At 51.5% G+C, this 14,162-nt stretch carries 10 protein-coding genes; 9 read left to right on the top strand and 1 reads right to left on the bottom strand.

Annotated features, from left to right (window positions below; translation table 11 throughout):
* Positions 1–9: 9 nt before the first annotated feature.
* From ligA to rlmD, 7 genes are all read left to right on the top strand, one after another.
* Entirely contained in the window at positions 10–2,019 is a 2,010-nt protein-coding gene (gene ligA, locus ACI3E1_RS03725) for an NAD-dependent DNA ligase LigA (RefSeq protein WP_405024315.1), read from the top strand.
* The gene (locus tag ACI3E1_RS03730) at positions 2,016–3,146 is read left to right on the top strand and encodes a CamS family sex pheromone protein (protein WP_405024316.1); all 1,131 of its coding nucleotides are present in this window, start codon (positions 2,016–2,018) and stop codon (positions 3,144–3,146) included. The genes ligA and ACI3E1_RS03730 overlap by 4 nt, the downstream gene beginning before the upstream one ends.
* 25 nt (positions 3,147–3,171) lie before the next feature.
* Positions 3,172–3,474: an Asp-tRNA(Asn)/Glu-tRNA(Gln) amidotransferase subunit GatC gene (gene gatC, locus ACI3E1_RS03735; protein WP_405024317.1), complete on the top strand. Its 303-nt coding sequence runs from the start codon at positions 3,172–3,174 to the stop codon at positions 3,472–3,474.
* Positions 3,475–4,938 carry an Asp-tRNA(Asn)/Glu-tRNA(Gln) amidotransferase subunit GatA gene (gene gatA / locus ACI3E1_RS03740; protein WP_405024318.1) on the top strand — a complete coding sequence of 488 codons (1,464 nt, stop codon included), beginning with the start codon at positions 3,475–3,477 and terminating at the stop codon, positions 4,936–4,938.
* On the top strand, positions 4,938–6,371 hold the full coding sequence (gene gatB / locus ACI3E1_RS03745) for an Asp-tRNA(Asn)/Glu-tRNA(Gln) amidotransferase subunit GatB (RefSeq protein WP_405024319.1): 1,434 nt from the start codon (positions 4,938–4,940) through the stop codon (positions 6,369–6,371). Before gatA ends, gatB begins: the two co-directional genes overlap by 1 nt.
* A 24-nt stretch (positions 6,372–6,395) precedes the next feature.
* Positions 6,396–7,451, top strand: a complete 1,056-nt coding sequence (locus tag ACI3E1_RS03750; RefSeq protein ID WP_405024320.1) for a diacylglycerol kinase — start codon at positions 6,396–6,398, stop codon at positions 7,449–7,451.
* A 142-nt stretch (positions 7,452–7,593) separates the two neighbouring features.
* Positions 7,594–8,961, top strand: coding sequence for a 23S rRNA (uracil(1939)-C(5))-methyltransferase RlmD (gene rlmD / locus ACI3E1_RS03755; RefSeq protein WP_405024321.1), 1,368 nt, complete (start codon positions 7,594–7,596; stop codon positions 8,959–8,961).
* Positions 8,962–9,037: 76 nt separating this feature from the next.
* Here the strand turns inward: rlmD and ACI3E1_RS03760 are convergent, their stop codons facing one another.
* Positions 9,038–10,012 (bottom strand): LacI family DNA-binding transcriptional regulator, encoded by a 975-nt coding sequence (locus tag ACI3E1_RS03760; protein ID WP_405024322.1) that lies wholly within the window; start codon positions 10,010–10,012, stop codon positions 9,038–9,040.
* 168 nt (positions 10,013–10,180) lie between these two features.
* Between ACI3E1_RS03760 and ACI3E1_RS03765 the strand changes: the two genes are divergently transcribed.
* On the top strand, positions 10,181–12,484 hold the full coding sequence (locus tag ACI3E1_RS03765) for a glycoside hydrolase family 31 protein (RefSeq protein WP_405024323.1): 2,304 nt from the start codon (positions 10,181–10,183) through the stop codon (positions 12,482–12,484).
* A complete protein-coding gene (locus tag ACI3E1_RS03770) occupies positions 12,474–14,150 on the top strand; it encodes an alpha-glucosidase (RefSeq protein WP_405024324.1) in 1,677 nt (558 codons plus the stop codon). The genes ACI3E1_RS03765 and ACI3E1_RS03770 overlap by 11 nt, the downstream gene beginning before the upstream one ends.
* Positions 14,151–14,162 lie beyond the last annotated feature (12 nt).

Consider the following 14,162-nt stretch of genomic DNA (forward strand, 5'->3'; position numbering starts at 1 on the left):
GGAATTGAAATGACAGTTCCAGTAAAAATTCAACAACACGCCGCTCATCTCCGGGCGCAGTTGAACCAGTGGGGACGGGAATACTACGGGGCTGATCGGCCAAGCGTTTCGGATCACGTTTACGATGCGGCGTACCGGGAATTACAAGACATTGAAAAGCAGTATCCGGAATTAGTAGTGCCCACTTCACCAACGCAACGAGTGGGGGGCGCAGTACTTGACCAATTTACTAAAGTGACCCACACCATTCCGATGTTATCCTTGGGAGACGTGTTTTCAAAGGATGAATTAGCCACCTTCATTACGAACCTAAACGAGACGGTAGGCCGCAACCTGGCGTATAACTGTGAGTTAAAGATCGATGGGTTGGCCATTTCCGTAACGTATGAAAACGGGCATTTCGTAAAGGGATCAACCCGGGGAAACGGGATAATCGGTGAAGATATTACTGCCAACTTAAAGACAATTAAGGCCATTCCGATGGTGTTGACCGAGCCGGTCTCAATCGAGGTGCGTGGGGAGTGTTATATGCCCAAAGCGGCGTTTGTAGCCCTTAATAAAGAACGGGAAGCCGCCGGGGAACCGGTATTTGCGAACCCACGAAACGCCGCGGCGGGTTCGCTTCGTCAACTTGATTCACGGGTTACGGCTGCCCGGCAACTGAGCACGTTTATGTACTACCTAATGGAACCAGAGAAACTGGGAGTAACTACCCAAAGTGGGGCGCTTGCCAAGTTGCAAGCGCTGGGCTTTAAGGTTAACCCGGATTACCGGACCGTAACAACCCGGGCGGAATTTGATGAGTACATTGATGAGTACACCGCCAAACGGGCGGACCTGGCGTATGAAATTGATGGCATTGTTCTGAAGGCCAATCAGTTGGCGGTACACGCTCAGGTAGGGAATACGGTGAAGGTGCCTAAGTGGGCGATTGCCTACAAGTTTCCGCCGGATGAACAAGAAACCGTGGTGCGGGCAATCGAGTGGACGGTAGGGCGCACCGGGGTGGTCACCCCGACGGCCATAATGAACCCCGTACAGCTTGCTGGAACCACCGTTTCCCGGGCGTCCTTGCATAATCCGGATTATCTTCAAGCTAAGGGCATCAGGGTGGGTGATACCGTTACGGTACACAAAGCTGGCGATATTATTCCCGAGGTAAACCGGGTTATAGTTGCCAAACGCTCAGCGGGCAGCCAACCCTACGTTATTCCAACCACTTGCCCTGAGTGTGGGGCACCGTTGGTTCACCTCGATGACGAAGTGGCGTTACGGTGCGTTAACCCGGCGTGCCCGGCACTTGTTAAGGAAAGCTTGACTCACTTTTGTTCCCGGAACGCAATGGATATTACGGGGGTCGGCCCCCGGATTATTAACCAGCTCTTTGCGCGCGGATTGGTTCACGATGTGGCAGATTTATACGCCTTGACATTCGATCAGCTGGTTCAATTGGATAAAATTAAGGACAAATCAGCAACAAACCTATTGACAGCAATTGATAAAAGCCGCAATAATTCTATTGAGCGTCTATTATTTGGTCTGGGAATTCGGCACGTGGGGGCAAAGGCGGCCCAGTTGATTGTGGCGCATTTTAAGACAATGACGGCCATTCAGAATGCCCAGGCAGATACGATTGCGGCCATCCCGACAATTGGGCAAACCATTGCGGATAGCGTGGTGAAGTACTTCGCCAATCCAACGGTGGTAACGTTGATTAGTAAGCTTGCTGCTGCGGGAGTCAATATGACGTACCATAAACCCCAGCAAACACCAGTAACGTCCGGTTTCTTTAGTGGAAAGCGGGTCGTGTTAACCGGCACACTTACGGCAATGAAACGGGCGGACGCTAAGAAGTGGCTTGAAGCTCACGGTGCAACCGTAACGGGCAGTGTTTCCGGGAAGACGGACCTGTTAATTGCAGGGACGGCTGCTGGAAGTAAGCTGGCCCGAGCCCAGCAATTGGGGGTCACTGTAATGGACGAAGGCGCGTTTTGCGCACAAATGGAGGAAGAACGGTGAAGAAGAGAGTAGTAGTCGTGGGAACGATTCTTGCGAGTGCGTTGTTGTTTGCCGCTTGCGGGCGGGACAGCAATTCGCGGGGTTCAAACGATAAGATTCAGGTCACTGGTCAAGCAAGTGATCACCAGTATCAGGGGGTCATTCAAAACGGGCGGTATAAGACTGCTAAGGCCCGGGGCGTTGACCTTAATCAGGATTCCGGAAACCAGCTAAATCTTAAGAGCTTTGAGGATGGAATGACGGAATTGTCACAGCAGCAGTTTTCGCCGAAGAGCTACGTTTTCCAGGAAGGCCAGTATTTGACTAAGAAGACCGTAACGAAGTGGCTAGAACGGGAATCTAAGGATAATCCAACCGGGTTGAACCCGCCGGATAACGGCCAGAAGGATGCCAACAAGCGGGCGCCGATGTATGTTCAGCAGATTGGTGAGCAGGACTATATGAAACAGGACGGCGATAAACTTACCCTGCGGGGGATGACGATTGGAATTGGCATGAACCAGAAGGACTACTACGAAAAGGAGCAGTACGGGCCAACGTTTACGACGGACATCCCAACGGCAACGATGGAAGAAAAGGGCCGGGAAGCGGCGCAGACCGTTCTTGCCCGCATACGGAAGTTGCCGGGGGTTGGGAACGATGTGCCAATTTTGATAGGAATGTACAAGCAAGCGCCTAACGATAGCCTAGTTGGCGGGGTGTTTTACGAGTACGCGGTTAGTTACCACGGGACGGATCTCGGTAACTGGAAGCAAACTGATTTTCAAAACGTAGTTTTCCCGGCAACCGCCGATCATTCGGTGCCTAACGCTAACGACGAGCAATCGTTTGAAAACTTTAAGAATAAGATCCAGAACTTCTTCCCAAACTTAGCGGGGGTTACCGCCCAGGCTCGGTATAAGGGAAAGCAGATTCAGGGAATGAAGGTTACCATTACAACCCAGTTTTACAGTGAAACGGAAATCACCCACTTTAGTCAGTACGTTGCGCAAGCGGCCAAGACGTACTTGCCGTCACAGATTCCGGTTGACATTACAGTTAACGGCGCCAACGGGCAAACGCAGAGCGTGATTACCCGGCCGGCTGATGGGGGAAAGTTTACTGCACAGGTGTTGAATAGTTACTAAGATTACAAAACGGGGAGACGATAATATGGCAATTTCGGCAGAAGAAGTCCGGCGCATTGCAGCACTAGCAAAGATGGCCGTAACTGACGAGGAATTAGCAACATTTACCGCCCAGATGGATGATATTCTGGAAATGGTTGAACAGTTACAAGAAGTTGATACGACTGATGTTCCGATGACGTACAGCGTCACGGACGCCCGCAACGTAATGCGGCCGGATGAAGCGGTACCAGGAACGGACCGGACGGAACTCATGAAAAACGTACCGGAAAGCGAAGATGGCTACATTAAGGTGCCAGCAATTATTGATGAAAGCGAGGAAGGCTAGATGGACTACTTAAAAAACGACCTGACAGCCCTTCACGCGGGACTGGTTAACAAGCAGTTTAGCGTGGTTGAGCTGGTCAAAGAAACGTTTGCGACGATTAAGCAGCGCGAACCTCAGCTTGAGGCCTTCTTGGCCCTTAATGAGGAGGCGGCCTTAAAGCAGGCGGCGGCTTTAGATGAGCGGGGAATTGATCAGAACCAACTTCTTGCGGGGATTCCCGTAGGAATTAAGGACAATATCGTGACGAAGGGACTAACGACCACGGCCGCCAGCAAGATTCTGGAGAACTTCAACCCAATTTATGATGCGACGGTAATGGAAAAACTGGCGGAAGCCGGCATGATTAACGTTGGAAAGTTAAACCTGGACGAGTTCGCGATGGGAAGTTCCTCGGAAACTTCTGCGTTTAAGCAGACCAAGAATGCTTGGGATCAAACAAAGGTGCCGGGCGGATCGTCCGGGGGCCCGGCGGTTGCGGTTGCCGCTGGTGAAGTCCCGGTTGCCCTTGGGTCTGATACCGGTGGTTCGGTGCGGCAGCCATCCACGTTTAACGGTGTTGTGGGAACCAAACCGACGTATGGCCGGGTTTCCCGGTACGGGTTGATTGCCTTTTCTTCTAGCTTGGATGAAGTCGGGCCGATTACCCGGACGGTGAAGGATAATGCGCTGGTTCTAGGGGCAATTGCTGGCCATGATGATCATGACCTGACGACCTCTAGTAAGGCCGTACCGGACTTTACGGCCGGAATCGAAGATGGCGTTAAGGGCCTCCGGATTGCGGTGCCGAAAGAATACTTCGCTGCGGGGATCGCTGATGGGGTAAAGGATGCGATTAAGCAGGCGCTGGCTGAAATGGAAAAGTTGGGGGCAGTTGTGGACGAAGTTTCCCTGCCGTACAGCAAGTACGGGGTGCCAATTTACTACGTTCAAGCGTGTGCTGAGGCATCATCTAACCTTCAGCGATACGACGGAATCCGGTACGGTTTCCGGGCGAAGGACGTAAAGAACCTGGAGGATGTCTACATGCGGACGCGGGCGGAAGGCTTCGGACCGGAAGTTAAACGCCGGATTATGCTTGGGACCTACGTCCTTGCAGCGGGCTCTTACGATAAGTTCTTTAAGAAAGCTGCTCAGGTTCGGACCTTGGTATGCCGCGACTTTGCGCGTGTCTTTAAGGATCATGATGTTATCATGGCGCCAACGACGGCTACTCCGGCCTTCTCATTCGGATCAAAGGTCGATGATCCGGTTGCAATGTACATGAACGATGTGTTGACGATTCCAAGTAACTTGGCTGGGTTACCGGGAATGTCGGTTCCGGCTGGGTTCGTGGATGGCATGCCAGTCGGACTCCACATTATTGCTAACTCCTTTGATGAACAGACCATGTACCGGGCGGCATACGCCTACGAACAGGCGACCCGGTTCTTTGAGAACGTACCAGCGATTGGGGGGCAGAACTAATGAACTTTGAAACAACGATTGGGCTTGAAGTCCACATTGAAATGAAGACGAAGTCAAAGGCCTTTTCACCGGCCCCAGTACGGTTTGGCCAGCCCCAGAATACGGATACTAACGTTATTGATTGGGGATATCCGGGGGTTCTTCCCCAGCTAAACCGGGGTATTCTTGAGTATGGAATGCGGGCTGCGTTGGCCCTCAACTGTGAGATTACCAAGGATATTCACTTTGACCGGAAGAACTACTTCTATCCGGATAACCCGAAGGCGTACCAGATTACCCAGTCAGACACGCCGCTAGGGCGGAATGGTTGGTTAGAAATCACCGCTGAAGACGGTAGTAAGAAGCGGATTGGAATCCGGGAAATGCACGTGGAAGAAGATGCCGGGAAAAACACTCATAACCCAAACGGGTACTCGTACGTTGATTTAAACCGGCAGGGAACGCCGCTGATTGAAATCGTGTCAGCGCCAGATATTGCCTCACCAGAGGAGGCTTACCGTTATCTTACGCGGTTACGGCAGATTATCATGTTCTCTGGGGTTTCTGACGTGAAGCTCGAACAAGGATCCATGCGGACGGACGTAAACATCTCAATCCGGCCGTTTGGGGCCACTGAGTATGGTACTAAGACCGAAATGAAAAACCTGAACTCGTTTGACCATGTTCGGAAGGGACTGGAGTACGAGGCCAACCGGCAGGCGCAGGTTCTAATGAGCGGGGGCACTATTCAGTCCGAAACACGGCGGTATGATGTGCCGACCGGCAAGACAATTCTAATGCGGGTGAAGGAGGGAAAGGACGATTACCGGTACTTCCCGGAACCGGATATTCCGCCAGTGCATATTTCTGATGAGTGGATTGAAGCGGTTCGCAATTCAATCCCAGAAATGCCCGACGAGCGGCGGAAGCGCTATGAAAACGAATTTGGCTTGTCTGAGTACGACACGGATGTTCTGACACAAACGAAGGAAATGTCCGACTTCTTCGATGCGACGGTTGCCCACGGGGCGGACCCGAAGTTAGCGGCAAACTGGCTGATGGTGGAAGTTAACTCCTACTTAAACGCCCACCAGGTCGAATTAGCTGATACGGCATTGACCCCGGCGCACCTAGCAACGATGATTAAGATGATTCAGGACGAAACGATTTCGGGGAAGATTGGGAAGAAAGTCTTCAAGGAAATCATCAAGAACGATACGGAACCCCGGGCTTGGGTTGAGCAAAAAGGGATGGTTCAGTTATCCGACCCGGCGAAGTTACAACCAATTATTGATGACGTGCTTGATAATAACGAACAATCCATCACTGACTTTAAGAACGGAAAGGACCGGGCTGTTGGTTTCTTAGTGGGCCAAATCATGAAGCAGACGCGTGGTCAAGCGAACCCGAAGGTGGTTAATAAGCTGTTAATGAAGAGCTTAAACGCGCGGTAAGAGTATTAGGAAGGACCAAGGAAGATGCAAAAACGGTGTCGCATTATCTATAACCCCACATCTGGACGGGAAGCAATGAGGAACGACCTTGTTGATATCCTGACCATCATGGAACGGGCGGGATATGAGACGAGCGCGTACGCAACGACCCCGGAGCCCGATTCGGCAAAGAACGAAGCAGTTCGGGCGGCGAAGAACGGGTTTGCGTTGATTATTGCGGCCGGCGGGGACGGCACAATTAATGAGGTTGTCAACGGCTTGGCCCCCCTGAAAAAACGGCCGAAGCTAGGAATTATCCCTGCTGGGACAACGAACGACTATGCCCGGGCCCTTCACATCCCGCTGGAAAGTCCGGTTGAAGCAGCGCGGGTAATTGCCCGGGGGCAAACAATCAAGATTGACATTGGACAAGCGGGTGACCGCTACTTCGCTAATATTGCGGCGGGGGGGCTGTTAACCGAGCTAACGTACAGTGTTCCGTCAGAATTAAAGTCGATGTTTGGGTACATGGCGTACTTGGTTAAGGGAGCTGAACTTCTTCCTAAAATTAAGCCGGTCGACATGCACTTGGAGTATGACGGTGGTACGTATGATGGTAAGGCGTCAATGTTCTTTCTGGCACTGACTAATTCCGTTGGCGGGTTTGAGCAGATTGCGCCAGACGCGTCCCTTGATGACGGGAAGTTTACCCTGATTGTGGTGAAGACGGGTAACTTGCTTGACCTGATGAAGCTAGCGGTGAAGGTTTTTGCCGGTGGCAATCACATTGATGATCCGTCCATTCTGTACGTGAAGACGGCGAAGCTAGTCGCTAAAACTGCGAGTGAACGGATGATGATCAATATCGATGGCGAGTACGGCGGTGATGCGCCGATGACGTTTAGAAACCTCAAGCAGCACCTGGAAATCTGTGCGAATACGGATCAGTTGCCGGAGACGGCGGTGACGGCGCGGACGGAGGTTGAACAGGCGACCCGGGACGAGTTGATGCATGAGATTGCTGATCTTGATCAGGATGAAGCAACCCGGTTGCAGCAGGAACTCGATGCTAAGGAGCAGGCGCAAGAAAAGAAGAATTAAGTAGGGATGACTAACCCTAACAAACGAGCTAGAAGTCTGCCAGCTGCCTTATCAATGCTTCGCGTAATTGGTTCGGCCTGGTACTTCCACGATGCTCGTTTTCTTTGTTTTGTCACACCTTTATTTTTAGGAGGAAAAAACGGTGAAGCAGCACGCGCCAGTAAAGAAAAACGATGAACTTACCGTGACCATTACCGATTTGACGTATCAGGGATTAGGAGTTGCTAAGGTGACGGGGTACCCGCTCTTTGTGATGGGGGCGCTTCCCGCAGAGCGGGTGGTCATCCACGTTACGAAGGTGCAAAAAAACTTCGGGTATGCGCGGGTAGTCCGGTGGGAAACCACCAGCCCAGACCGGATAGCTGCGCCCAATAAGGTCCTCACGCAGACCGGAATTGCTCCGTTAGCCCACCTTTGTTATGCCGCGCAGCTCCGGTTTAAACGCAAACTCATCACGGACCTGCTACAAAAAGCGCACCTAAAGATTGAAGTTGCGCCCGTGATGGGGATGGACGATCCGTGGCACTACCGCAATAAGGCCCAGGTTCCGGTCCGAGCGGTGCACAGACACTTACAAACGGGTTTTTACCGTCAACGGAGTCACCAGTTTGTGCCGGTCACGGACTACGGGATCCAAGATGAACGGATTGACGCGGTTTTGCAGGTGGTGTGTACGGTATGTGATTTGTACGGGGTCACAGCATATGATGAGGAGCATCATCGCGGGGAATTGCGGCATATTATGGTGCGCCGGGGGTACTATTCGCACGAAGTAATGGTAGTGCTGGTAACCCGTTCCCGGAAACTACCCCACGCCCAGGAGATTGCCGCCCAGATTATGCAGCGATGTTCGGACGTTGTGGGGGTTATGCACAACGTTAACCCAAAGCGCACAAACGTCATTATGGGCGAAACGACGACGGTGTTAGCCGGGCAACCAACGATTACCGATGAGTTAAACGGGGTCCGGTTTGCGGTGTCCGCCCAATCGTTTTACCAGGTTAATCCGCAACAAACCGAACGCCTTTACGCAACGGCCGTTGAACGGGCGCACCTTACGCCGGAAATGACGGCGGTCGATGCCTACTGCGGTATCGGGACGATTACTTTGACGGTGGCCCGTCACGTCAAGCACGTCTACGGGGTGGAGGTTGTCCCGGAAGCGATTAAGGATGCCCGGCAGAATGCAGCGTTAAACGGAGTTACCAACGCGACGTTTGCGGTGGGAACCGCCCAGGAATGGATGGCCAAGTGGGCGGACCAGGGAATTCGCCCGGACGTGGTCTTTGTTGACCCGCCGCGGAAAGGCCTGACGCCGGACTTGATCGCAAGCATTGCTCAAATGGCACCGCAGCGGGTAGTGTACGTTAGCTGTAACCCGGCGACGCTGGTGCGTGACTTACAGCAGTTCATGCAGGCAGGATACCGGGTGAGTGCGCCAATTCAGCCGGTCGACCAGTTCCCGCAGACGGTCCACGTGGAAAGTGTGACGGTGCTAGAACGAAATTAAAATTGATATTAGAGAAATCCCCCTAAGTCTGAGATGAGGTCCGAGACTTAGGGGGATTATTATCGGCTGTATTGGTTTATTTCCTTATCCGTTTGACGCTTTCCCTGGGAGTAACTACCGTTGGAATATTAGTTACTGCGGTGTGGTTGAGCACCCGGTCTACGGCGGCCGCCCCAATCTGCGCAAAGTTTTGGGTTACGCTCGTGAGTTGGGGGGTAGTTAGCTCGCAAATGTAGGTCCCGTCGATGCAAATGATGGATAGGTCGTCAGGGAGGTGCAAGCCTTCGTGATGGGCTGCCTGGATGATTCCCGCACCAACCATGTCACTCCCGGCTACAACGGCGGAAACACTATGGCTTTTAAGGGCGGGGAGGGCGGTAATGCCCACCTTTCGCCCATAATCACCATTTATGATTACCGGAGGGATATCAATTTTTGCATTAGTAAGGGCACTTTGGAAACCAGCCTGACGTTGCGTTCCCGTTGGCCCCTGGTCAATTCCTACAAGGGCGAGGCGCCGGTGACCATGCTCAATGAGATAGTTGGCTGCCTGGTAGGCAATCCAGTAATCATCGGAACTAACGAAGGGGTATGCGGGTAGCCTGGTGGCCGCAAAACAAAACGGAACGTGGGCGGCTGTAAGTAGGGCCGTACTCTGATCATCCGGGAATACACCGACTAGGATAATGGCGGTAACGGTGCGTTGTAGTGCGGTTTGAATTGCCTGGTGCTGCAGGTGTGTGTTGTTATCGCCAGCTGAAAGCATAATGACCCGCTTTTCAGCGGCATTCGCCTGGTGCTGGATGCCATGAATGACTTGGGCTGCAAACGGCGTAGGGGTGTTATTAATGATGACCGCAATTACGTTGGATTGCTGGCGTACTAAGGTTGCAGCGGTTTCATTTCGCTGGTAACCCATTTCCTGGGCAATTTGCCGGACACGTTCGCCTGTTTTGACGTTAAACGAACCGGTTTTGTTAGCAAGAATGCGGGACACTGACGCAATGGAAACGCCGGCTCGGGCAGCGATGTCTTTAATTGTCGGTTTCATAACCATGTTCCTCCGTGGTAGATCTAAAAGTTATTATAACGCGAAAAGCGGAGATCTGATTCCCTTATACGTAAACGTTTACCTTTTTGTAAAAACAGTGTTGTAAACGTTTACGATAAGAGTTATATTAAGGGCGAAGCGAATGCAGTTAGTAGGAGGGTGATTAACATGTTAGATTGGCAACAACAGCAGACCTTTTCTATTAGTGGGATGATCATTACGGTGATTTCGCCCGGAATAATTCACGTCTTTCAGGATCGGGGATACCCCTCCCATTCTAAGGCAATTACGACTGTGCCGTGGGAGAAAACAACGGTGAGCGTAACCCGTGACAAAGAAGTAACGGAATTACGGACGGCTAAGTTGGTGCTTAAAGTTGACGAATCGGGGCACGTTGATGTGTATGACGTTACGGGGAATGCCCTTGCCGTTGATTACCGGGGGAAGCGGGCCCCGCAAGGGTTGGATGAAGTTGATCGGGAACACCGAAAACTTATCGCCGGTGAGGGTCATTCGCTTGGTGCTCAGGCTCCGCAAGAAGCAGCAATCACCGTTATTAAACAATTATCGCCCACGGCGCATTTCTACGGGCTTGGTGATAAAACGGGCTACCTGGATAAGCGGGGGTATGCATACGATAACTGGAACGTAGATTTTTCTGCCCCCCAATTGGAAATTCAACCTAATTTGTATAAGTCAATCCCGGTGATGTTTAGTTTGGATCACGGCTGTCCGGTGGGCCTTTTCTTTGATAATCCAAACCGAAGCCACTTTGACTTTGGCCGGGAAAACCCAGCGTATTATTACTACTCTGCGGATGAAGGCAACCTCGATTATTACCTCTTAGGGGGAGCAACACTAAAGGAAGTTGTCGCGAACTATACCCGGTTAACCGGGCATACCCCGCTTCCTCAGAAGTGGACGTTAGGATACCAGCAATCCCGGTGGGGATACAGCAGAAGTGCAGCGGAAGTGATGGCGGTCGCGGACGGGTTAACCAAGCATAAGATCCCGTGTGACGCCATTCACCTTGATATTGATTACATGGACGGGTACAGGGATTTCACGTGGAATCAAAGGAAGTACCCTGAGGGTCCCCGGGCGTTTGTGGCAGCTATGAAACGGAAGGGTTACCGGCTTGTTACGATTATTGATGCGGGCGTTAAGAAGGATGAACGGTATTCGGTCTATAAGGAAGGAAAAGAACGTCATTACTTTATTCGGGATCATGACGGGAGCCCGTACGTAAATACTGTTTGGCCGGGAGATGCGGTCTTTCCGGACTTCGGGAACCCTGGTGTGCGCCGGTGGTGGGGACAAAAGCAGCGGTTTCTTACAGACTTAGGGGTTGCTGGAACGTGGAACGACATGAACGAACCCGCATCGTTCAACGGTCCGTTGCCGCTTGACTTGGAATGTACGGATGAGGATACGACCGTCCCCCAACGACAGGTTCATAACGTGTACGGGCATAACATGTCACGGGCAACTTATGAAGGAATAAAGGACGCCACCGGGAAGCGACCGTTTGTTATTACCCGGGCGGCCTATGCCGGAACTCAGAAGTATTCGACCGTGTGGACCGGTGATAACCGGAGTATTTGGCCGCACCTGCAGTGGGCAATTCCGCAATTATGTAACCTAGGGCTCAGTGGGTTCCCGTTTTGTGGAACGGATATTGGGGGCTTTGCCTCTGATACAACGCCTGAACTTTTGGTTCGGTGGGTTGAGGCTGCATTATTTAGTCCGTTATACCGTAATCACAGTGAATTAGGAACGCGGCATCAGGAGCCGTGGGCGTTTGATGACCAGACGCTTCGAATATACCGGCAGTACGTTCGGTTACGGTACCGGTTTATCCCGTACCTGTATGACCTTTTTGCATACCACCAGGAAACTGGGTTGCCGGTAATGCGGCCGGTAATTTTAAATTACCCGGATGATGAACGGGCGGCAAACGTTAACGATGAGTACATGGTTGGTGATGACATCTTGGTTGCACCGGTTGTAGTTAAGGCGCAACGCCGGCGCTTAGTTTATTTGCCGGCGGGGGTATGGATTGATTTTTGGAACAACCGGGAATATGCCGGCAACCAGGATATTGTGGTGGATGCGCCGTTGGATTGCCTACCACTATTTGTTCGGAAAAACGCCATTATTCCGTGGGGGTGCGTCACGATGCACGTTGCTGCTGCTCCTGATAAGCAAATGAAGTTCCGGGTTTTTGGAAATGATGGGGCAACGACCCATTACCAGGATAATGGGTGTGATTTCCAGTATCAGAAAGGTGAATATAATCTGTATCGGGTTACGGTAACGGCTGGCCAGGCCACGGTTAAACTCAAACACCACGGGTATAGACCGTGTTACCAGAAGATTACTGTCGAAACGATGATGGGAATTCAGCGGTTCCGGTATGCCGGTCAGGACCAGTACGTTGTTGTGAAGGAGGAAGCCGAAGATGAAGAATAACCATTGGTGGAAAAACGCAGTTGTTTACCAAATTTATCCGAAGAGTTTTCAGGATAGTAATGGGGATGGAATTGGTGACCTTCAGGGAATTATCCAACGGTTAGATTACCTCCAAAAGTTGGGAGTGGATATCCTGTGGCTTAATCCAATATACCCGTCACCGCAGGTTGACAATGGGTACGATATTAGTGATTATCAGGCAATTAACCCTGATTTTGGGACGATGACTGATTTTAAAGAACTAGTGACGGCACTCCATGCGCGGGGAATGAAACTGGTAATGGATTTGGTGGTGAATCACACGTCCGACCAGCACGAATGGTTTAAGCAGGCCCGTCAAAGTAAAACAAATAAATACCGGGATTACTACGTGTGGCGGCCCGGAAAGAATGGACACGCCCCGAACAACTGGGGATCGTACTTCTCTGGACCAGCATGGAAGTACGACCAGCAAACCGATGAATACTACTTGCATTTATTTGCTCCTGAACAGCCGGATTTGAACTGGGAAAATCCAGCCGTGCGTCATTCAGTTTATGACATGATGAACTGGTGGGTTGCTAAGGGGGTTGATGGGTTCCGAATGGATGTAATTAACCTTATTTCTAAACCCGCCGGACTTCCAAACGGTCCGCAAAGTATGAATGCGCTGTACGGGAATGCCAACGTGGCAAACGGTCCGCGGGTGCACGAATTTCTCCAGGAAATGCACGCAAACGTGATGGGAAAGCACCGGATGGTTACGGTCGGCGAAACCCCTGACGTAACGCCGACCGATGCGCGCGCATACGCCAACCTTGATGAGCGGGAACTTAACATGGTGTTTCAGTTTGAACACATGGAGTTGGATAAGAGTGAGGATCCTGCCCTAGGAAAATGGAGTCTCAAAAAGGTTCCGCTCAGAGCGCTACGGGCTAATCTGAGTAAATGGCAAACAGCGTTGATGGGAACGGCGTGGAACTCACTGTACTGGAATAATCATGACCAGCCGCGGGTGGTTTCGCGGTTTGGAAACGACCAGACCGAAGAGTTTCGGTTACGGTCGGCGAAGATGCTGGCAACCATGCTTCACATGATGCAGGGGACCCCGTACATTTTTGAAGGCGAAGAACTGGGCATGACAAATGTTCGTTTTAATAGGTTGGCGGAGTATAACGACCTTGAGTCGATTAATGCCTATCATCAATTAGTTGATGAACAACACCTCGTTGATGGCACCACGATGATGCGTTACTTGCAAGAACACTCGCGGGATAACGCCCGAACGCCGATGCAGTGGAATGATGGGCCAAACGCCGGGTTTAGTTCACATACACCGTGGTTAGCGGTTAACCCTAATTATTTACAGATTAATGCGGCGGCAGCGCTTGCTGATCGGAATTCAGTTTTCTACTACTATCAGCGACTAATTGAGCTGCGGCATACCCTTCCAGTCATTACGGATGGTGATTATGCACTGGTTACGGGAAACGAAACGGATGATGCGGTCTTTGCTTATACCCGTGATGACGGGCACACGCGGTTACTTGTAGTTACGAATTATACGGCAAGGGAGGTGACCCGCGATTATGCTGGGCCGCAGGGAGCTGAACTGTTGATCAGCAATTATAACGATGATCAAGGCGAAGTATTGCGGCCGTATGAAGCAAAGGTTTACCGGTTATAAAAAAGGAGGTTG

This window comes from Ligilactobacillus sp. LYQ139 (assembly GCF_045033025.1).
In the GTDB taxonomy this organism is placed as follows: Bacteria; Bacillota; Bacilli; order Lactobacillales; family Lactobacillaceae; genus Ligilactobacillus.